This window comes from Flavobacterium labens (genome assembly GCF_048286755.1).
In the GTDB taxonomy this organism is placed as follows: Bacteria; Bacteroidota; Bacteroidia; order Flavobacteriales; family Flavobacteriaceae; genus Flavobacterium.
Map to the genome: position 1 here is coordinate 1,214,700 of NZ_JBLVPL010000001.1, position 21,901 is coordinate 1,236,600.

Sequence of the window (21,901 nt, forward strand, 5' to 3'; positions counted from 1 at the left end):
TTTTTTAGTTATTTATAAGTGTTTTTAATTCTCCTTTTGATTTGATTAATTGTATTTCTGCTAGTTTGTAGTCTAGGATTGCAGATGTATAGTTGTTCTGAGCTTCAGTCAATGAGTTTTCGGCATCCAGTAAATCAGTTAAAGAGGCTAATCCTTGTATATAATTGTTTCTGGTGTTGTCTAAAACTTCCTTAGCTAGTTGCGCATTTTCTCTTTGATTGTTGATAGTGGTTAAGCTATTATCAATTTGCGTTTTTGCATTGGCGAAAGCCAAATCAAGAGATAATTTTGTATCGTTGATGTCTTCTTTTATGGTTCTCAAATCAATATCGGCTTGTCTTACTTTGGCACGAGTACCAAATCCTGTAAAAATGGGCACTTTTAAATTCAAACCAATTGAAGAGAAATCTGACCAATATACGCCATCAGATGGTTTTCCTCCAATAGGCATTTTTGGACCCTGACCAATATAATTGTAACCAGCACTCAATGATAATGTTGGATAATATCCCGCTTCAACAGCCTTTTTTTGATAAAATAAAAGTTGTTCTTGTTTTTTCAAAAGCAGATATTCCGTTCTGTTTGCTGTATTTGGAATCTCTGATAATGATTGTGGACTTACTTCAAATGCTGTTTGAGGAATCTCGATTTGAGTTTCTATTGGCATTCCCATGTAAAATTTCAATGCGTTTTCTTGAATTTGAACTGCATTCAAAACTTGTTGGCGTTGCGTATTGATGTTTGAAATTCTTACTAAAGTACGATCCAAATCAATTTTTTTGGCTAGACCATTATCATACTGACCTTTAATTATGTCTTTTACTTTAGTGGTATTTTTATACAAACTGTCAATAACAGTTAGTTTTTGTCTCTGAACATATACCTGATAATAATTATTGGCTACGCGCTCAATTACTTGTTCTTCGGTTAGTTGTTCGTTGATTTGGTAAAATTCTCTAGTAGATTTTGCTGCTTTCAAACCTGTAAAAACCGTTTGGTCGAAAATCGCTTGTGTCAAAGAAACACCAGCGGTTGAATTCCATTTTTGACCAAAATTAGCTTGAATTGTGCTTCCTGGTTGACCAAAATTAGCTCCATCAATAACGGTTGTCTGTAATACAGGATTGTAAGTTAAACTTCCATTTGCTGAAATTTGAGGTAACGCACGTGAGCGTACTTCCTGAATTTGGTACTCACTGTTCTCCACTTGTAGTTTTGCTTTTTTGGCTTCTGCTTTATTTTCTAAAGCATAGTTGATGGCTTCTTTCAGCGTGAGGGATTTGACTGCTTGTGCATTGACGCTAAGAGCAAATGTTAGGGTTAGTAATATGATTATTTTTTTCATTGTTTATGTAATTGGATTAAGTAAGTTTTTTTCTAATTCGGCTATTCCTTTTTCGGTAGCCATTGCTCTGGTATGGTATTGTAGTGCTTCCATTTCAAGCGCAAAAGCCTCTCGTTCTGACCTTATGTTTTCGTTGATCGAAAAAATTAACATGTAATAAAACTTGACGTATGCATCTACATTTAGGTCGTCACGGTATAAACCTTGGGCTATTCCTTTTTCGATGTTTTTTCTAAAACAGGACTCGCACATTTCTACTTGATCAGATAACACTTTTTGGTACACCTCAGGGTAGTGCTTTTTTAATTGGTACACCGGTGAAGTATCAGTAGACTTAAACATGTTTTCAAACATCCGTCTGATTTCAAAATTCTCTTCTATGGCATTAAAATCTTGAGAGGTTATCGTGTTTATGATCGTGTTTACTTCAGTATGAATTACTTGAACACTTTCTTCTATGAGTAACTCTTTATTAGCAAAATATTTATAAATCGTTTTTTTTGAAATACACATTTCACCGGCAATATCATCCATGGTGATACTTTTGAAACCAAGTTTCAAAAACATCTCTTTTGCTTTGGATATAATTTTCTCTTTCATTTTCTTTAATTTTTAATCAGTTGTGATTTATTTAAACTGTTAAATTTGATGCAAATGTAATTTGGAAACTTTGAAAACCAAAATAGTTTCCTAAAGTTTATGATTATTTAACATTCGCTTTCTTGTTAAGCGGTTAATTCTAAGTTTGCCATAAACTTAATGTCTTGCCCTAAAGCTAAACCACCTGTTTGATTAAATGAAGTGAAGTTCAAACCAAAATCCTTGCGATTGATATGACCTGTTATTTCAAAAGCAGCTTTTTGATCGCCATCATATGTGTTGAATCCAATAAATTCAGCATCAAGCTCCACTACTTTTGTGATGTTTTTTATGGTTAGATTTCCTTTCAAAAAATTAATGTTTTTATTAACTTTTTCAAATGAAGTCGACTTGAAACTAATAACAGGAAATTTTTTAATGTCAAATAAGTCGTTCAATCCCAGGTGAGTATCTATTTGCTCTAGCTTTGCATCTTTATTATTGATGTCCAAATAAAATTCTATTGAAGCATCTTCTATCTCATTGTCCTCAATATCAATATGTCCGTTGAATTTATTTATGGAGCCTGCCAGATAAGCGATTATTGAATGTCTCATTTTTATCAGAACATCAGATTGATTTGAGTCAACTGTCCATTTTGTTTTCATAATTCGTTGTGTTGTATTTGGAATTTATTTAAAACCGCTAAAAATTTAAAATGTTAAATTTTCGTTGGCAAATGTAAGGTGGAAACTTTGAATACCAAAATAGTTTCCAATGTATTTTGATTTATTTAACATTTGATAATGAAACGGAGTTTGTAATGCAAATTGAATACTGTAAATTAGCCAAAAAATTATTTTATGCATTCTATTTACCAGTATCAAGAGTTTCTTTCGGATTATTTGCAATCACAATATGAAACCAAAGAACCTAGAAATCTATACGAACCCATACATTACATATTAGATCTTGGAGGTAAAAGAATGCGTCCTGTTCTTACATTGATGAGTGCAGAGATTTTTGATGCCGATTATAAGAAAGCGCTGCCGGCAGCTTTGGCTGTTGAAGTTTTTCATAATTTCTCATTGGTACATGATGATATTATGGATGATGCGCCATTGCGAAGAGGTCAGGAAACGGTTCACGAGAAATGGAATTTGAACACCGGAATTTTATCAGGTGATGCAATGCTGATTTTAGCGTACCAGTATTTCGAACAATATGAACCTATTATTTTTCGGGATTTAGCTAAGTTATTCAGCAAAACAGCTCTTGAAGTTTGCGAAGGGCAACAATGGGATGTCGATTTTGAAGAAAGAAATGACGTTACCATTCCGGAATACCTGAAAATGATTCAATATAAAACAGCTGTTTTGGTTGCGGCAGCCATGAAAATGGGGGCGATTATAGCGGAAACTTCAGAAGAAAACGCAAATTTGATTTATGATTTCGGATTGAATTTAGGTTTGGCTTTTCAATTACAGGATGATTTCCTGGACGCTTTTGGTGATCCGGAAACCTTTGGAAAACAAGTAGGCGGAGACATTATAGAAAATAAAAAAACGTATTTGTATCTTAAAGCAGTTGCTTTTTCAAAAGAAGCAGAAGCAAAAGAATTGAGACGATTGTTCTCTATTCAACCAGAAGACAATACTGAAAAAATCAAAACGGTAAAAGAGCTTTTTAACAATTCAGGTGCTTCAAAAGCAACTCAAGATGCCATACAAGATTTTACATTTAAGGCTTTTCAAACTTTGGATAAAATGAATATCAGCATAGATAAAAAAGAAATGCTGAAAGCTTTTGGTGAGAATTTAATGGGAAGAAAAGTGTAATTCAATTTCAATAACAATTTCAATAATCAATAGCAACGTTGATTTTGAAAGTTGATATTTAAAATTAACAAGAAGTAAATTGTACCACAACAACAATATTGAAAATTGCTATTGATATTGCCATTGAAATTTTAAAGATATGTTTATAGTTCCAAAAAATACGGATTTACTACTTACTGAAGCAGAAGGCGAAAACTTATATTTGAAATTAATCGAACAAATGAATAAGGATTTCAATTTGGCTAATGAAGCAATTGACTTTCCTTTGAGTATATCTCCTAATGAATTGAAGTTACAGCTTCATGAAAAAATCTATCGACTCATTCAGTATAAGTTTGCGGAATACCTCAATTTACTATACATAATTGATGTTTCAGAAGAGGAAATAAAAAAACTCGATGGTTCTGATTTAGTAGTTCTGGCAGAACAAGTCGCTTTTTTAATTCTAAAAAGAGAATGGCAAAAAGTTTGGTTTAGGAATAAGTATTCCTCCCCCAACCCCTCAGAAGGAGGGGAGAGAATTTAAAAATAAACTCTTATAAAAGGCATAAAGGCACTGCCGTAAATATTGTTTTTGTCAGTCAAAACATTGTAACGGGCGCCAATTGTTGCGTTTCCAGATCTATATCCAGCGCCAAGAAATAATCCGGTATTCCAATAATCTTGTGAATTGCTATTGGATCCCTCTAAGTTTACATTGACTCTTAATTGTTCCAGTTCAGCCGAAAGTTGGATTTCATGTATTGGATTAAATAATCCTATAACACTACCGCCATACAAATGGGAAGCGTAATAATCTCTCTGTTTTAAATATTTATATTGTAAGCCAACACCTAAAGCCACATATTCATTGAAATTGTAAATGGCACTTGGTGCTAATGAGATATCCGTATAGCCAGAACCAAAGCCTAAACCAATTCCACCCCCAAATTGCACATTTCTCCAAAACTGATTTTCTGTTTTAGGAGGCGATGTATTTTGCTGTGCAAACAAGCAACTTGAAAAAAATAGGATAATAATCACCAATAATGATTTGGAATCGTCTAAAAAGCTATTCTTTGTCATAAGTTTTCAGTTTTTTAACATTTTTCAATGTAAAAGTATCTTAAAATAAATTATAAATTTATTCTATTATTGTACTTTTGCCAAACTATTTTAACAAAAAAGTATATTCACCACATATTATGGATAGGTTTTCATTTTTAAACGCAGCACACACCGAATTTTTCGCACAATTATACGATCAATATTTAGAGAATCCAGACAGCGTTGAGCCAAGTTGGAGAAGTTTTTTTCAAGGTTTCGATTTTGGGATGACGACTTACAATGAGGAAAACAAAGTGGAGCAAGTCGCTAATAATTCAGATATCAATTTAGTATCAGATAAGCTTCAAAAGGAATTTAATGTATTGAAATTAATAGATGGATACCGTTCTCGTGGTCACTTGTTTACCAAAACAAATCCAGTTCGTGAAAGAAGAACAACATCGCCAACACTTGAAATCACAAATTTCGGACTATCAGCAGCTGATTTAAATACTGTTTTTGATGCTGCTAAGGTGATTAATATACAGCCTTGTACGCTTCAGGAAATTATAACTCACCTTGACACTATATATTGCCAGCACATTGGTGTGGAGTATATGTATATCCGTAAACCGGAAGTGGTAGAGTGGATTCAGAAAAAATTAGGGGTCAATGATAATCAGCCTAAATTTTCTTTGGACGAAAAGAAATCAATTCTAAATAAATTAAACCAAGCCGTTTCTTTTGAGAACTTTTTGCACACTAAATATGTAGGTCAAAAACGTTTTTCTCTTGAAGGTGGAGAATCAATCATACCGGCTTTGGATGCTTTAATTGAAAAAGCAGCCGAAAAAGGAGTAGAGCAATTTGTAATGGGAATGGCACACCGTGGCCGTTTAAATGTTTTGGCAAATATTTTTGGCAAATCAACCCAAGACATTTTTGGAGAGTTTGATGGTAAGGATTACGACCAGGAATATTTTGACGGAGATGTAAAGTACCATTTAGGACTTACTGCTGACAAAGTTACCAGCACTGGAAAAAATATAAATATCAATTTAGCCCCAAATCCTTCGCACCTTGAAACTGTAGGTGCAGTAATCGAAGGAATCACAAGAGCAAAACAAGACAAATATTTCCCTAACGATTTCTCTAAAGTATTACCAATCGCCGTTCACGGTGATGCTGCAATTGCAGGTCAGGGAATTCTGTACGAAATTGTACAAATGGCACAACTGGACGGTTATAAAACCGGAGGGACAATCCATATTGTAATCAATAACCAAGTTGGTTTTACAACGAATTACCTTGATGCGCGTTCTTCTACCTATTGTACGGATGTTGCCAAAGTTACGCTTTCGCCAGTATTACACGTAAACGCAGATGATGCTGAAGCGGTAGTTCACGCAATGTCATTTGCTTTGGATTTCAGAATGCAATTTGGTCGTGACGTTTTCATCGATTTATTAGGATATAGAAAATACGGACATAACGAAGGTGATGAGCCTCGTTTTACTCAGCCAGTATTGTACAAAATCATTGCAAAGCACAAAAACCCAAGAGATATTTACATGGATAAATTGCTTGCCGAAGGAGTAATCGACAGCACTTTTGTAAAAGGATTGGAACATGAATACAAATCAAAATTAGAAGTAAATTTAGAAGAATCTCGCAAAAAAGATTTAACCATCATTACCCCGTTCATGAAAAATGAGTGGAGCGGTTTTGAGCAGGTTTCAGATACGCAGATGTTACAAAAATATGATACGTCATTTCCAAAAGAAGGATTAGATTCTATCATAAAAACGGTTTCTACTTTACCAGCAGACAAAAAGTTTATTAATAAAATTAGTAAAATTGTCACTGATAGAAAAACTGGTTACGACAACAATACCATCGATTGGGGAACCGCAGAGACTCTAGCGTATGGTGCGCTTTTGACGGAAGGTTTCGATGTTCGAATTTCAGGTCAAGATGTGGAGCGTGGTACCTTCTCACACCGTCACGCGGTAGTAAAAGTAGAAGACTCAGAGGAAGAAGTTATTGTATTAAATGCAATCGAAAATAAAAAAGGGAAGTTTAATATTTATAACTCTCTTTTATCTGAATATGGTGTGCTAGGATTTGATTATGGGTACGCTTTAGCAAATCCAAATACACTGACCATTTGGGAAGCACAATTTGGGGATTTCAGTAATGGAGCCCAGATTATGATTGACCAATATATCTCTTGTGGGGAAGACAAATGGAACAATCAAAACGGAATTGTTTTATTATTGCCACACGGTTATGAAGGTCAAGGAGCAGAGCACTCCTCAGCCAGAATGGAGCGTTATTTACAACTTTGTGCCAGACATAATATGTATGTTGCCGATTGTACAACGCCTGCCAATTTCTTTCACTTGCTGAGAAGACAAATGAAAACAACGTTCCGTAAACCACTTGTTGTCTTTACACCAAAGAGTTTGTTGCGTGATCCAAGATGTGTTTCTACAGTTGAAGAGTTAGCAATAGGAAGTTTTCAAGAAACAATTGACGATACAACTGTAAACAAAGCAGATGTGAAAACACTAGTTTTCTGTACTGGAAAATTCTATTATGACATCACTGCCGAAAGAGAAAATAACGGTCGTAAAGATGTAGCAGTTGTTAGAATCGAACAATTATTCCCATTGCCGGTGGAACAATTAAAAGAGATTATTGCTAAATATCCAAACGCTGATGATTATGTTTGGGCACAAGAAGAGCCAAAAAACATGGGAGCATACAGCTTTATGTTGATGAATTTCGATTTAGTGAAATGGAGATTGGCGTCTCTAAAAGCATACGCGGCTCCTGCAGCTGGTAGTTATACAAGAGCAAAACGCCGTCAGGCCGATGCAATAAAAATGGTTTTTGATAAAAATTTATTTAGATAATAAGGAGCTATTTCCTGCTGTGCACTATATCTTTTCCTAGCTAAAGAAGCTAGAAAAAGGATGCCGTTTCCATCAGGGCTAAAAATAGTATATATAATAAACATAGGTTGTTCTAGGACAATTTAAAACTTAAAATTCATAATTTAAAATAATAGAACATGATTTTAGAAATGAAAGTCCCGTCACCAGGGGAATCTATAAAGGAAGTTGAAATTGCAACTTGGTTGGTAAAAGACGGAGATTATGTAGAAAAAGACCAAGCAATTGCTGAGGTTGATTCTGATAAAGCAACATTAGAATTGCCAGCAGAAGCAAGCGGAATCATTACTTTAAAAGCAGAAGAAGGCGATGCAGTAGCAGTAGGAGCGGTAGTTTGTTTAATCGATACGAGTGCAGCAAAACCAGCAGGTGATGCACCGGCGGCGGCAGTTGAAGCACCAAAAGCTGAAGTTAAAGCAGAAGCACCAAAAGCGGCTCCCGTAGCAGCAGCTCCAGCAGCAACTTACGCTTCAGGAACTCCATCTCCAGCAGCAAGAAAAATATTAGACGAAAAAAATATAGCGCCAGCTTCCATAACAGGAACTGGAAAAGACGGAAGAATCACTAAAGATGATGCCGTAAATGCTGTGCCTTCAATGGGAACTCCTACAGGTGGATCTCGTGGAACAGAGCGTACTAAATTATCTATGTTGCGTCGTAAAGTGGCTGAAAGATTAGTTGCCGCTAAAAACGAAACAGCAATGTTGACTACTTTTAATGAAGTAAACATGACGCCAATCAATTTGATTCGTAATGAATACAAAGATGCGTTCAAAGCAAAACATGGCGGAATAGGTTTAGGATACATGTCTTTCTTTACTAAAGCAGTAACCAGAGCGTTACAACTTTTCCCAGATGTAAACTCAATGATGGATGGTGATCACAAAATTGCTTTCGATTTTTGCGATATTTCAATTGCAGTTTCAGGACCAAAAGGATTAATGGTTCCTGTAGTTCGTAATGCTGAAAACTTGACTTTCCGTGGAGTTGAAGCAGATATAAAAAGATTAGCGCTTAAAGCACGTGACGGACAAATCACAGTTGATGATATGACCGGTGGAACGTTTACGATTACTAATGGTGGTGTTTTTGGAAGTATGTTGAGTACACCAATCATCAATCCCCCTCAATCTGGAATTCTTGGGATGCACAATATTATTGAGCGTCCAATTGCCGTAAACGGTAAAGTGGAAATTCACCCAATGATGTATGTAGCATTGTCTTATGACCATAGAATCATTGATGGTCGTGAGTCTGTTGGATTCTTGGTAGCTGTAAAAGAAGCATTAGAAAACCCAATGGAATTATTGATGGATAACAATCCTAAAAAAGCGTTAGAGTTGTAAAATTAGTTTTATCAACTTTATAAAAATATATTTCAATCCCGCTATGTTATTAAACAAGGCGGGATTTTTTTTGTAGATTAATTTACGAGTTATAAAAGCATTTTTATTTTTGTTTTTTATTGCTATTATGATTTTTAATTACATAATTAATTATATTTTATTTAAAAATAAACGTAATGTTTTGGGAATTAACCATAACATTACCACAACATTATGGATTTAGATGTTGTTGTGCATCTTTTTTTTATGTCTCATAAAATAAAGTTAAGTCCCAGTTGCAGAAGGATTTTCGACAGTTTGTATGTGTAAAATTTCTTTGTGGTACTGTATAGTTTTTAGATAGGTGTGATTTTAAATCACAACACAATACATTCATAAATTTGAGAACAACTAATACCTCAAAATTATGAAGAACTTTACTTTATTTATTTTCTTGTTGTTTTTTTTAACAGGATTCTCACAAAATGCACCAGTCACCTTTGAGAACGGACAATTCGGTTCGACATGGTCATTTACAACTTTTGAAAATGGAACTGGAGCTGGTTATTCCAAAGTTTCTAATCCATTCCCAGGAGGAATCAATAACTCAGCAACAGTTGGAAAATTTATAGCTGGCAGTACTACTTCAGGAGCTGCTCCTTATGCCGGATTTGAGACGGCTCATGCTTCGGGACTCAATGGCATTGGAACTTTTACCTTGAGCGCATCCAACAGTATTGTCAAAATAATGGTTTACAAATCAGTTATTAGTGATGTAGGAATCAAATTTGCAATAGGAAATGGTGGCGCACAACAGGAAATTAAAGTGCCTAATACTAAAATTAATGAATGGGAAGAACTGACTTTTGATTTTTCAGGGAAAATAGGATTGGTTGAAACCATCAATATCGATCAGATTATATTCTTTTTAGATTTCAATGCCAGAACTTCTGAAACGACCAGTTATTTTGACAACGTAACTTTTTCAGCAAAACCTGCTGCAACATTACCAACAGCTGCTGCGCCAACACCAACTGTAGCATCCACAGAAGTTATTTCGTTATTCAGCAATGCTTACACAAACGTTCCAGTAGACAATTGGAGAGCAGATTGGGGACAATCAGGTAACATTTTATCTGATATTCAAATTGCTGGAAATGATACTAAAAAGTACACGGATTTAAGTTATTTTGGAGTAATTACTGAAGCCAATAAAATTGATGCTTCAGCAATGCTTAATTTTCATATTGATGTTTGGACTCCGGATGTGACAACTTTTAAAATTAAAATAGTTGATTTTGGAGCTGATGGCGCGTATCAAGGCGGTGATGATAAAGAGTTTGAAATCACCCGCACCTTAACTTTAAGTGGTTGGAACAGTTTAGAAATTCCGCTTTCCCAATTTACTGGTTTGACGACAAAAGCACATATTGCACAGTTTGTTTTCTCGGGTTCTGCAGGAACAGTATTTATAGATAATGTTTATTTTAATAAGGTTGCGATTGTTGCTCCGCCACCTGCAGCTCCTTATGCACCCGTTACTTTTGAAACTGGTGAATATGGTTCTACTTGGGTTTTGACTTCTTTTGATAATCCATCGGGAGGTTCAACAGCTTCTTTGTTAGCAGCAAATCCTAATAAAACAGGAATGAACACTTCAAACACAGCAGCTAAGTTTACAGCACTGGTTGCAGGCGCGTGGTATACTGGTTTTGAAACGGCTCATGCTTCTGGTACAAATGGTATTGGAACGTTTACGTTGAATGAAACCAATAGTACGATTAAAATGATGGTCTATAAAGATGTAATCAGCAAAGTAGGTATTAAGTTGGCACGCCCTGATGGCGGTTCTACAGGTGAAATCACGGTTACCAATACTAAAATTAATGAATGGGAAGAATTGACATTTAATTTTGCTGGGAAAATAGGGGAAGGAGTTTCTACAGGAATTGATCAAATTATTGTATTTCCTGATTTTATCCCTGAAGGGACAACAAGAACGGCAGATCATGTTTGCTACGTAGATAACATTACGTTTTCTGCAAAAATAGCCACTCCTGTTGCTGCAACTTCTCCAAGTGTAGCTGCACCAACACCTCCTGTAAGAGATGCTTTGGATGTTAAATCAATCTTTAGTGATGCTTATGCTGTATATAAAGCGGGTGACTGGTGTAAATGTTGGGGGCAGTCTACGGATGTTACCGAAGAACTTATTGGGGGAAACAACACAAGAAAATTAACAAATTTCAACTATCAAGGGGTTACCTTGCCAGGTACTGAAGTTTTTGATCTTTCGAATATGACAAAAATGCACGTAGATTTATGGTCTTCAAGTGCAACATCTGTAAAAATTAATCTAATCAATCAAGGTCCTGTTGAAGCGGGTGTAACATTGACTATCGCAGCAGGTTGGAATAGTTTTGATATAGTATTAAATGCTACCAATTTTCCGGGGATAAACCTCGCTACCGTTTTTCAAATGAGTTTGTCATCAGTTCCTGCAGGGACAACGGTTTATCTGGATAACTTTTATTTTTATAAATCAACGGTTGTGGTTGCGCCAACAGAGCCAACTATTGCTGCGCCAACGCCTACAGTTTCCGCATCTAATGTTATTTCTATGTTCAGCAATGCCTACACGAATGTTCCTGTTACCACGTGGAGAACAGATTGGTCATCAGGAAGTACTTTGACAGACATGCAAATTGCGGGGAATGATACTAAAAAATATACAAACTTGAGTTATTTTGGAGTAGATGTTAACGGAATAATAGACGCGACTCAAATGTTGTATTTTCATATCGATGTGTGGACGCCAGATTTAACAGCTTTCCGAGTTAAATTAGTTGATTTTGGTGCAAACGGAGTGTATCAAGGGGGCGATGATGTAGAGTTTGAAGTGACGCGTACCCCAACATTATCTGGTTGGAATAGTTATGATATTCCTTTATCAGAGTTTACAGGTTTAACTACCAAAGCACATATTGCTCAGTTAGTCTTATCTGGAGCACCAGCCGGAAGGGTTTATATTGATAACGTTTATTTCAGTAAAACAGTTGCTAATTTAAGTGTTGCTAATTTTGAAATTTCAAAAGTGATAATGTATCCAAACCCGGTTACTAATTATTTTACAATTGAAGCCAATAGTACCATCGAAAAAGTTAGTGTTTACACTGTTTTAGGTCAGGAAGTTTTAGTCAAAAGCCCAAAAAGTAACTCCACAACTATTCAAACAAGTCAACTTTCAAAAGGAGTTTATATTGTAAAAACAGTTTTAGATGGAAAAGTAACCACCACCAAAATGGTTAAAGAATAAGTTTATTTTGGTTTGTAGTTGAAGCAGAGCGTGTCGATTTTCGATACGCTCTTTTCTTTTATTTCAACAAATACAAATAATGATTGTAATAATCCACAATCGCTTTTCCTTTCATTAAAATATCAGCGCCAATGATTCCATGAACTGGTTTTGCTTTGTGTTGCAGTAAAGCTTCATTAACGTGAGACAAATCAAAAATAACGAGTTCAAAATCGGAATCTTTCCAAGAACCAAGTTGCAATTGATTTTTTAAAGCCAGTTGGGTAAACATTCCGGTGGCGCCAGCACCAGAGGCTTTTGTCTTTGATTTTTTTGCGTCTAATAAAAACAAATCAATACTCTCAAATCCTACGCAGCTATTTGAAGCTCCTGTATCCAGAATGAAATTCCCTATCACACCATTGATTTTTGCTTTTATCAAAAGATGCTGTGTTTTAGTAATCTTAAATTTTACTTTTTTGTAGTTTTCTTTTTTAAGAATATCTTGGAGGTTCTTCATTTATGCGGAATTTATTTCAGTCATTTTTTCTGTTTTACAAAGATACATGGAGTTGTTGAAGGAATTGTACAAATCTATTTTTCTATGAGAATCTTTTTAAAACCATTTTTTCGACAAGTTTTATTCTTGTAATTTTGTACACTTAAACTTTACACTTGGAAGCAACTATAACAATCACTGATACACATACCCATTTATACTCAGAGGAATTTGATCAAGATCGAAACGAAATGATACAACGCGCTATTGACGCCGGTGTTTCGCGTTTTTTTATTCCCGCAATCGATTCTACCTGCACCCAATCGATGTATGAATTGGAGAAAAACCATCCTAATAATGTTTTCTTGATGATGGGTTTACACCCAACGTATGTAAAAGACAATTATCTGGAGGAATTGCAACATGTGGAAAATGAATTGGCTAAAAGAAAATTCTACGCGGTAGGCGAAATTGGAATCGATTTGTATTGGGACAAAACCCATTTGCCGCAGCAACAAATCGCTTTCAAAAAGCAAATTCAATTAGCCAAGCAATACAAATTGCCTATTGTGATTCATTGCCGAGAAGCTTTCGATGAAATCTTTGAAATTTTGGAGGAAGAAAAGTCAGATGATTTATTCGGTATTTTTCATTGTTTTACAGGTACTTATGAGCAGGCTTTACAAGCGATTTCGTATAACATGAAGCTGGGAATAGGTGGTGTGGTTACTTTTAAAAATGGAAAAATCGACCAGTTCCTGAACCAAATTGATTTAAAACACATAGTTCTAGAAACGGATTCTCCTTATTTATCACCAATCCCTTTTAGAGGAAAAAGAAACGAAAGTAGTTATATTGTTAATGTAGTAGATAAGTTAGCGCAAATTTATAGCCTTTCGGCAAATGAAATTGCGGCAATCACCACAGAGAATTCTAAAGCTATTTTTGGGATTTAAAGTAGAATTTACCTTATTTTGATATTTTTTTTGTTCATTTGCCCACACAAAAATTGAGAACCAAAATGCAGAAATTTGACGCTATTCGGCCATTTTATAATTCCGAAATAAACGAAGCACTTCAGAATGTTGTTAATCATCCCATGATGAAAGCATTGATGAATTTTACTTTCCCGGATGTTGCGGATGAAGTTTGGAAAGAACAACTTCGCAAAACGCATTCTATTCGTGATTTTCAGTGTAATTTCATTTACCAATCGGTCCAAAAAGTATTGGAAAAAAGCTCCGAAGGCTTGACGACTTCCGGTTTTGAAAATTTAGAACCTAATACTTCTTACTTATTTATATCAAATCATCGCGATATTCTTTTAGATACAACGTTGTTGAATACGGCTTTGTTTGAGCACGGTTTAGTGATGACTGCTTCAGCGATTGGTGATAATTTAGTCAAAAAAGCTTTTTTGAATACATTAGCAAAACTGAACCGGAACTTTCTCGTACAACGTGGCTTAACGCCAAGGGAAATGCTGCAAAGCTCAAAGCTATTGGCAGAATATATTGGGAATTTATTGCTTCATGAAAACCGTTCCGTTTGGATTGCACAACGCGAGGGAAGGACTAAAGATGGGAATGACGAGACTAATCCTGGTGTTTTGAAAATGCTTGGAATGGGTTCTGATGAAAAGAACTTGATGGACTATTTTAAGAAAATAAAAATTGTACCGGTTTCTATTTCATACGAATACGATCCTACTGATGCTTTGAAAATGCCTCAATTAATGGCTGAAGCCAATAATGAAGTATACGTTAAAGAGAAAAATGAAGATTTCATGACGATTCTTAGCGGTGCATTGGGACAAAAGAAAAGAATTCATATTCACGTAGGCAAAGTTTTAGATACAGAAATTGAAGCCATCAAAACTGAAAATGACAGCTCGAACAAGCAAATAGTAGCTTTGGCACAAGTAATTGATGATGCCATATTGAGCAATTATAAATTATGGCCAACAAATTTCATTGCGTTTGATATTGTTAACAAGACCAGTCGCTTTGCTCATTTATACACCGAAAATGAAAAATCATTATTCGAACGTAGACTTGAAATGCGAATTGATCATGACAATCCAGTTGCCTTAGACGGTTTTCTGGCGATGTATGCCAATCCAGTTTTCAATAAATTAAAATACCACGATGTTGTATAAAGCCAGAATACTTTTAATCTATACTGGAGGAACAATCGGTATGAGAAAAGATTTTGAGACGGGAGCGCTCAAAGCTTTCAATTTTAGTAAATTGTTGCAGCGTATTCCAGAGTTGAAACAACTTGATTGTGAAATAGAAACCATTTCTTTCGAAAATCCTATTGATTCTTCGAATATGAATCCTGAAGAATGGGCTAAAATTGCGACCATTATTGAGGATAATTACACTTCATTTGACGGATTTGTGGTGCTTCATGGATCAGATACCATGTCTTATTCGGCATCGGCGTTGAGTTTTATGCTCGAAAATTTATCGAAACCCGTAATTTTTACCGGATCTCAATTACCCATTGGAGATTTACGTACGGACGCCAAAGAAAACTTAATTACTGCCATTCAAATTGCATCTTTACGAGAAAATGATGAACCAGTTATCAGCGAAGTGTGTCTTTATTTTGAGTACAAATTATACCGAGGGAACAGGACTACAAAGATAAATGCGGAACATTTCAAAGCATTCACTTCTCCAAATTATCCTGAATTAGTAGAGTCTGGTGTACATTTAAAATTGAATCCAGAATTATTCTTGGCTAAAAGCCAAGATAAAGAATTCAAGGTTTATAAAAACTTAGATAACAACGTAGCGATTATAAAAATGTTTCCGGGTATCAGCGAAGCAGTTTTGGCAGCGATTTTTGATATTCCAAATCTTAAAGGGATTGTCTTAGAAACTTATGGAGCTGGAAATGCACCTACTGAAGATTGGTTTTTGAACTTATTGAAAAAAGCAATTGCTAGAGGTTTACACATCATCAATGTAACACAATGCTCCGGTGGAAGTGTTAGCATGGGGCAATATGAGACTAGTACAGGCATGAAAGAAATTGGAGTGATTTCCGGAAAAGATATCACAACTGAAGCTGCAATCACTAAGTTAATGTATCTGCTAGGCCAAAAAATTGATCAAAAAGACTTTAAAACTATTTTTGAAACTTCTTTGCGAGGAGAAATAGCATAATAGTTAGATTTTACTTTTCTAACTCATTTTTTTTATTGTTATTTGCAACCTCAAATAAAATAGAGAGGTGTCCGAGTGGTTGAAGGAGCTAGCCTGGAAAGCTAGTATGTGGGTAACTGCATCGTGGGTTCGAATCCCATCCTCTCTGCAAAAAAATAATGCTTTCCGAAAGGGGAGCATTTTTTGTTTTATAGCGTGGCAAACTTTTTAGTTTGTCTAAGCTATAAAACAAAAAAGGATCAGGCATGAAGTGCCGAGCATTAATTTTTTTGTGAGACGCCCTTCTTGGGATCAACGGAGTTAATCTCTAGCTATAGCGTGGCAAACTTTTTAGTTTGTCTAATCTATAAAACAAAAAAGAATCAGGCATGAAGTGCCGAGCATTAATTTCTTATTTTAAATATCTTTCAACAAAGAATAAATCTTTTTAAATTTTTCAAAGCTTTGTTCGTAGATTTCTTTAGAATCTTTATTTGGTAAAAAGGTTTTTCCAACTTTATTTTCGGATGGAAGGGCAATATCAGTAGCTTTAAAACCAATCAAAACAGCTCCCCAAGCGGAAGCTTCGATTGTTTCGGCTACGATTACTTTCATTTGAAAAATATCAGCTACCATTTGCAGCCAAAGTTCACTTTTTCCAAAACCGCCACTCGCCATTATGGTGATTTTGTATCTCTCTTCCGGATTTGGGAGTAAGATTTCGGTAATACTTAATAGTCCAAATAAGATGCCTTCCAGTGTCGCTCTAATGAAGTGCGCTTTGGTATGGATAATTTGGATTCCTAAAAGCGTTCCTTGGGCAGAAGCATCCCAAATAGGCGCTCTTTCGCCCAATAAATAAGGAACAAAAAGCAAGCCTTCGGATCCTGCAGGAATTGTTTCAGCTTGTTTGAATAATTCTTGGAAAGATTCATCTGTTTTTAAGATAGATTCTTTTAGCCATTGCAAAACAATTGCGCCATTATTAATCGCTCCCAGTTTCAAATACTGATTGTCCATCAAATGGTAACATTGCGTTCGCATTTCAGGATCAATAAAAGGTTTGTCAATGGGTAAACGTACCGCGCCACTGGTTCCAATAGATAACGCCATTCGGCCAGCTTCCATTGCTCCGGTTCCTAAATTTGCCAATACACCATCACCGCTACCCAAAACATAATAGAATTCATCAGATTGTCCTTTGGTTTTGTGGGTTGGACTAACTATTTTAGAAAGTTGGGATTCATCTATTTTCAAATAATCTAAAATATCTAAATCCCACTGTAGTGTGTGAATGTTCATTAAGCCAGTTCCGGATGCCATCGAGGAATCAATTACATATTCGCCGGTAAGATGATGCCAAATGTATTCTTTGATGCTAATGAACTTATGCGTTTTAGAAAAAGTGATTGTATCGTGTTCTTTTAACCAAGCAATTTTGGTCATGGGTGAAAAGGTATGAATGGGAATTCCTGTTTTTTGATAGAAATTTTTTCCCTGTTCGGATTCTTTTAACGCTTCGGCTAATGCATGCGCTCTATTATCGGCCCAAATGATAGCATCGGTGAGCGGTTTCCCCAAGTTGTCGATTGCTATTATACTTTGCATAGCCGAACTAAAACTGATGAATTCAGGCTGAATCCCTTTTGTGATTTCTTGGATGCATCCTAAAACTGACGCTAGAATTTCATCAGGTTTTTGAATGCTCCAATCTGGCTTCGGATGGTACATAGAATAGGATTGACTACATTCTAGAATCACTTTCCCGGTTCTGTCAAAACACACGGCTTTAGTTGCTGTAGTGCCAATGTCTATTCCGATGTAAAATTGCTCCATTTTTTTAGTTTAATTGGGGTTATCCCACGAGTAAATTCAGTAATAATACGCCAATCAATCCCATTATTCCAATGATAGTTTCCATAACGGTCCATGTTTTAAACGTATCCGAAATACTGATGCCGAAATACTCTTTAAACATCCAGAATCCCGTGTCATTCACGTGAGAACACATTAAACTTCCGGCTCCAATTGATAATACCATCAATTCTGGACTTATTCCTGAGCTTATTACTAAAGGCTGTACAATCCCTGCTGCAGTTAATCCCGCTACGGTTGCTGAGCCTAAAGCTATCCTGATAATTGTTGCTACAAGCCAGCCTAATACTAATGGAGAAAGTGTTGAGGTTTCGAAAAAAACAGCTAAATCAGTACCAATGCCACTGTCAATCAGTACTTGTTTGAAAGCTCCACCTGCCGCAATAATCATAATAATCATAGTTGCTGAACTCAGTGCCGAACTGGATTTATCCATTATGTCCTGCATTTTTCGACCGCGATTAATGCCTAAAAAAACAATGGCAAATAATACCGCGAGAAGCATTGACGTGGTTGGACTTCCAATAAATCCAAGTGTATGACGCAAAGAAGATGTTTCAGGCAAGGTTAATTCGCTTATGGTTGCCATAGCCATTAAGATAACAGGAATCAAAGCAGTCAGAAAACTGATTCCGAAAGAAGGCATTTCGTTTTCAGCGAATGTTTTACTTTCGAATAATCCTTTGGGTGGATTAGCGACAATTTTCTTAATGAATTCCGGGAACAGAATTCCCGCAATCAATAAAGTAGGAATGGCAATTATCAATCCGAGCAACAGCGTTTTACCAATGTCAGCCTTGAAAATTACTGCAATGGCTGTAGGTCCCGGATGAGGCGGCAAAAAACCGTGTGTCACCGAAAGTGCAGATGCCATGGCAATTCCAAGATAAATTATGGGCTGCTTCGTACTTTTTGCGACAGCGAAAACCATTGGAATCAAAATCACAAATCCGGCATTGTAAAACATCGAAATTCCTACTGCAAAACCCGTAAGCAACATCGCCCATTTGATATGCTTAACGCCAAAAGACCGAATCATCACCGAACTTATTCGTTGTGCCGCACCACTATCTGAAAGGATATTTCCCAGTATAACTCCAAGTGCAATAATCAAAATCAATGAACCTAGTGTGCTTCCAATTCCTTGTTGGAGGGAATTTAGGATGTCAGGAAAGAGCATGCCTTTTGCAATTCCCACAAAGAAAGAAGCGATAATCAACGAGAGGAACGCATTGAGTTTTACCGCGGATATCAAGACAAGTAATAAAAGGATACTTGCAATTAAGATCAATATTGACATGTACTTGAATTTGAGAAATTAAAAATTATCTTCGAATGGGTTTTTTGTGTAATCAGTTATTCGTTTTTTTCGACAGCGTGACCGCCAAATTCATTGCGAAGTGCCGCTACCACTTTTCCGGAGAAAGTATCTTGCATTTGGGAACGGTAACGCATCATTATTGACAATGCAATAACTGGAGTAGGAACACCCAAATCTAAAGCGGTTTCCAATGTCCATTTTCCTTCGCCGGAGGAATGCATAATTCCTTTGATGCTGTCTAGTTTTGGGTCTTTTGAGAAGGCATTTTCAGTGAGTTCCATTAGCCAACTGCGCACTACGGAACCGTGATTGAAAAGTTTGGCTGTTTTTTCGAAATCAATGTCAAATTCAGAATGTTCAAAAACTTCGAAACCTTCGGCAATAGATTGCATCATTCCGTATTCGATTCCGTTGTGAACCATTTTTGTGAAATGTCCGCTTCCGGCTGCACCAGTATAAAGATGTCCGTTCTCAACAGAAATATCTTTGAAAACTTGCGCGACATATTGAAATACGGCAGGTTCTCCGCCTATCATCGTACAAGCACCATGTAAAGCTCCCGATGTTCCACCTGAAGTTCCACAATCTAAAAAGTCAATGCCGAGTTCCTTGAGTTGCGAATAACGGCGTTTGGAATCTTTATAGTTAGAGTTTCCTCCGTCAATGATAATGTCGTTTTTTTCTAAAAAAGGAAGTAAAGAAGTGATCACTGCGTCTACAATTTCACCTGCAGGAACCATTAGCCAAATCACTTTTCTGTCGTTCAGTTTTTGACATAATTCTTTCACGGAATGCGCGGTTGTGATTCCTTCCTGGCCAATTTTTGTAACAAAGTCAGTATTGACATCTTGTGCTATTACTTCGTAACCGTTTCGCTGAAGATTTAAGGCAAGGTTGAAGCCCATTTTTCCTAATCCTATAATTCCAATTTGCATGGTTGTATTGTTTTAAGTCTGATTTGAAGACGTTTTTGAGTAATCGTTAAAATTTTTAAAGTAAAAATATTGGTTTTAATTTTTTAACAAGCAATTTATTCGAAAAATATTAAACTTGTTGGATTCAATATGTTAATTATTTTTTTGAGGTTTTGTATCGACTCATTTTTATGAAAGTTTATTTGTTGTCATAATCTATTAGAAAACTATCAAAATGGTATATTTGTAACGTTATAATGAGAATTGAAACCTGAAAGGTGTTTTAAGCCACCATTGAGCAATTTAAACCCAAAACAATATGCGAATTTTTCTTAGTTGTTTTCTTCTTTTATCGGTTTTGAATGTTTTTTCCCAAGAAAATACAACAACTCAAGATACTGTAATTGTAAAAGTTGATTCCTTGTATAGAGAGGATCAGTTTTATTTTGCAATAACATATAATACTTTGACGAATAAGCCATCCGGAGTGTCACAAAGTAAATTTTCTTCGGGGCTATCGGCAGGTTTTCTGAGAGATATGCCTATTAATAAAAAAAGAACGGTAGCGATTGCTTCTGGTATTGGTTTTTCATATAATAATTACAATCAGAATCTAGCCATTTCTTCACCTGCAGGAACGCCGGTATATACTATTATCGATTCGGATATTGCATATGATAAAAACAAGTTCTCTCTGCTTTCAGTTGATGTTCCTCTTGAGTTTAGATGGAGAACTTCTACTTATGAAAGTCATAAATTTTGGAGAATTTATGGAGGATTTAAATTGAGTTATTTGCTCTATGACAGATCTATTTTCAATAGTGCTGATGGGAAAGTGATAGTGACAGGAAATCAAGATTTTAATAAATTTCAGTACGGCGCTTATATTTCATCAGGTTATAATACGATTAATTTATATGCGTATTACGGTTTGAATTCGCTCTTTAAATCTGCAAAAGTAAATGACGAATCTGTTGCTATGAAGTCATTGAATATTGGAATTATATTCTACATTTTATAACCACAGCACTAATAAAAGCAACTGAGGTACAGCTCCCAGGATAAAACCTATAACCAATTCTTTATTGGTGTGTGCTTTCATTTCTAATCGTGAAGAAGCTACAAAACCATTGAGTAGAATCAATACAGCAATTATAAATGTGTTTTGAAGTTGAAGGTGTAAGCTTAATCCAATTATAAAAACCGTCAAGGAACTGATTGCTATCATGTGAAGGCTCGCTTTTATATTGGCAAACAAAAGAATAAGCGCTAATATAGTACTCAAAAGCGCACCCAGAAGAAAAAAATGCAACTCAGGATATCGATCTATGGTAATACTTTTTTTTACCAATAAAATAAGTAAAAAACAGTGAAGTATTAATGGAATTTTACGTTGTGATACTTCGGCAAGCATTATGGAATCTATGTTTCCTGCTGTACGTAATAATAAAAACACCAAAGAAGGTAAAATTACAGTTACAACCAGAACCTGAAAAAAAACAAATAGTTTTTCTTGATTTACAAACTCAGCGTCGTTAAAGGAAAGGTAAAACATCGTGGCCATTGCCGGTATGAATATCGGATGGAAAACATAGGAAAACAATGGAAGGATTTTTTTCAAAACGTCTGATTTTAATCTAAAAACAAATATAAGTAATCTGCTAAAATTAGTGAAGCTAATGCTATTGTTTCTTTTTCTTAAATAAACGGAATTGGGTATAATTATAGTATATCTAAGTCCTCGTTTTGAAAAGAAGTGTTATTTTTGAGAA

The 21,901-nt window shown here is 35.6% G+C and carries 18 protein-coding genes and 1 tRNA gene; 10 read left to right on the forward strand and 9 right to left on the reverse strand.

Annotated features, from left to right (window positions below; all coding sequences use genetic code 11):
* Positions 1-4 precede the first annotated feature (4 nt).
* From ACNQF8_RS05290 to ACNQF8_RS05300, 3 genes are all read right to left on the reverse strand, one after another.
* On the reverse strand, positions 5-1,345 hold the full coding sequence (locus ACNQF8_RS05290) for a TolC family protein (RefSeq protein ID WP_417953005.1): 1,341 nt from the start codon (positions 1,343-1,345) through the stop codon (positions 5-7).
* Positions 1,346-1,348: 3 nt separating this feature from the next.
* Positions 1,349-1,945: a TetR/AcrR family transcriptional regulator gene (locus ACNQF8_RS05295; RefSeq protein ID WP_315210992.1), complete on the reverse strand. Its 597-nt coding sequence runs from the start codon at positions 1,943-1,945 to the stop codon at positions 1,349-1,351.
* Between the two features lie 125 nt (positions 1,946-2,070).
* A complete protein-coding gene (locus ACNQF8_RS05300; RefSeq protein WP_315210990.1) occupies positions 2,071-2,592 on the reverse strand; it encodes a YceI family protein in 522 nt (173 codons plus the stop codon).
* Between the two features lie 195 nt (positions 2,593-2,787).
* Between ACNQF8_RS05300 and ACNQF8_RS05305 the strand changes: the two genes are divergently transcribed.
* The gene (locus tag ACNQF8_RS05305; RefSeq protein WP_417951089.1) at positions 2,788-3,762 is read left to right on the forward strand and encodes a polyprenyl synthetase family protein; all 975 of its coding nucleotides are present in this window, start codon (positions 2,788-2,790) and stop codon (positions 3,760-3,762) included.
* Positions 3,763-3,901: 139 nt separating this feature from the next.
* Positions 3,902-4,288 carry a hypothetical protein gene (locus ACNQF8_RS05310; protein ID WP_417951090.1) on the forward strand — a complete coding sequence of 129 codons (387 nt, stop codon included), beginning with the start codon at positions 3,902-3,904 and terminating at the stop codon, positions 4,286-4,288.
* Here the strand turns inward: ACNQF8_RS05310 and ACNQF8_RS05315 are convergent.
* Positions 4,285-4,827 (reverse strand): hypothetical protein, encoded by a 543-nt coding sequence (locus ACNQF8_RS05315; RefSeq protein WP_417951091.1) that lies wholly within the window; start codon positions 4,825-4,827, stop codon positions 4,285-4,287. The two genes, ACNQF8_RS05310 and ACNQF8_RS05315, sit on opposite strands and share 4 nt — an antisense overlap.
* Positions 4,828-4,946: 119 nt before the next feature.
* On the opposite strand from ACNQF8_RS05315, the gene ACNQF8_RS05320 reads away from it, so the two are divergent.
* From ACNQF8_RS05320 to ACNQF8_RS05330, 3 genes are all read left to right on the forward strand, one after another.
* On the forward strand, positions 4,947-7,706 hold the full coding sequence (locus ACNQF8_RS05320) for a 2-oxoglutarate dehydrogenase E1 component (protein WP_417953006.1): 2,760 nt from the start codon (positions 4,947-4,949) through the stop codon (positions 7,704-7,706).
* 158 nt (positions 7,707-7,864) lie between these two features.
* Positions 7,865-9,091, forward strand: a complete 1,227-nt coding sequence (odhB, locus tag ACNQF8_RS05325) for a 2-oxoglutarate dehydrogenase complex dihydrolipoyllysine-residue succinyltransferase (protein ID WP_114755025.1) — start codon at positions 7,865-7,867, stop codon at positions 9,089-9,091.
* A gap of 406 nt (positions 9,092-9,497) precedes the next feature.
* The gene (locus tag ACNQF8_RS05330) at positions 9,498-12,386 is read left to right on the forward strand and encodes a T9SS type A sorting domain-containing protein (protein ID WP_417953007.1); all 2,889 of its coding nucleotides are present in this window, start codon (positions 9,498-9,500) and stop codon (positions 12,384-12,386) included.
* A gap of 58 nt (positions 12,387-12,444) precedes the next feature.
* On the opposite strand, the gene ACNQF8_RS05335 is transcribed toward ACNQF8_RS05330, so the two are convergent.
* Entirely contained in the window at positions 12,445-12,885 is a 441-nt protein-coding gene (locus ACNQF8_RS05335) for a retropepsin-like aspartic protease (protein WP_315210973.1), read from the reverse strand.
* Positions 12,886-13,052: 167 nt separating this feature from the next.
* Between ACNQF8_RS05335 and ACNQF8_RS05340 the strand changes: the two genes are divergently transcribed.
* The 4 genes from ACNQF8_RS05340 (at position 13,053) to ACNQF8_RS05355 (ending at position 16,188) form a co-directional block, all read left to right on the forward strand.
* Positions 13,053-13,820 (forward strand): TatD family hydrolase, encoded by a 768-nt coding sequence (locus ACNQF8_RS05340; protein WP_315211034.1) that lies wholly within the window; start codon positions 13,053-13,055, stop codon positions 13,818-13,820.
* 65 nt (positions 13,821-13,885) lie between these two features.
* On the forward strand, positions 13,886-15,022 hold the full coding sequence (locus ACNQF8_RS05345; RefSeq protein WP_417951095.1) for a 1-acyl-sn-glycerol-3-phosphate acyltransferase: 1,137 nt from the start codon (positions 13,886-13,888) through the stop codon (positions 15,020-15,022).
* The gene (locus ACNQF8_RS05350; RefSeq protein WP_417953008.1) at positions 15,012-16,040 is read left to right on the forward strand and encodes an asparaginase; all 1,029 of its coding nucleotides are present in this window, start codon (positions 15,012-15,014) and stop codon (positions 16,038-16,040) included. The genes ACNQF8_RS05345 and ACNQF8_RS05350 overlap by 11 nt, the downstream gene beginning before the upstream one ends.
* A gap of 61 nt (positions 16,041-16,101) precedes the next feature.
* A tRNA-Ser gene (locus tag ACNQF8_RS05355) sits at positions 16,102-16,188 on the forward strand.
* Between the two features lie 248 nt (positions 16,189-16,436).
* Here the strand turns inward: ACNQF8_RS05355 and ACNQF8_RS05360 are convergent.
* Genes ACNQF8_RS05360 through gnd form a run of 3 tightly spaced genes read right to left on the reverse strand, consistent with a single transcriptional unit; the run spans position 16,437 to position 20,150 of the window.
* Positions 16,437-17,855, reverse strand: a complete 1,419-nt coding sequence (locus ACNQF8_RS05360; protein ID WP_417953009.1) for a gluconokinase — start codon at positions 17,853-17,855, stop codon at positions 16,437-16,439.
* Between the two features lie 19 nt (positions 17,856-17,874).
* A complete protein-coding gene (locus ACNQF8_RS05365) occupies positions 17,875-19,194 on the reverse strand; it encodes a gluconate:H+ symporter (protein WP_417951098.1) in 1,320 nt (439 codons plus the stop codon).
* Positions 19,195-19,250: 56 nt separating this feature from the next.
* Complete coding sequence (gnd, locus tag ACNQF8_RS05370; RefSeq protein ID WP_417951099.1) at positions 19,251-20,150, reverse strand: phosphogluconate dehydrogenase (NAD(+)-dependent, decarboxylating); 900 nt, start codon at positions 20,148-20,150, stop codon at positions 19,251-19,253.
* A 298-nt stretch (positions 20,151-20,448) separates the two neighbouring features.
* Here gnd and ACNQF8_RS05375 point away from each other — a divergent pair, with 298 nt between their 5' ends.
* Positions 20,449-21,150, forward strand: a complete 702-nt coding sequence (locus tag ACNQF8_RS05375; RefSeq protein WP_417951100.1) for a porin family protein — start codon at positions 20,449-20,451, stop codon at positions 21,148-21,150.
* On the opposite strand, the gene ACNQF8_RS05380 is transcribed toward ACNQF8_RS05375, so the two are convergent.
* Positions 21,145-21,750 carry a hypothetical protein gene (locus ACNQF8_RS05380; protein WP_315210945.1) on the reverse strand — a complete coding sequence of 202 codons (606 nt, stop codon included), beginning with the start codon at positions 21,748-21,750 and terminating at the stop codon, positions 21,145-21,147. The two genes, ACNQF8_RS05375 and ACNQF8_RS05380, sit on opposite strands and share 6 nt — an antisense overlap.
* Between the last annotated feature and the right edge of the window lie 151 nt (positions 21,751-21,901).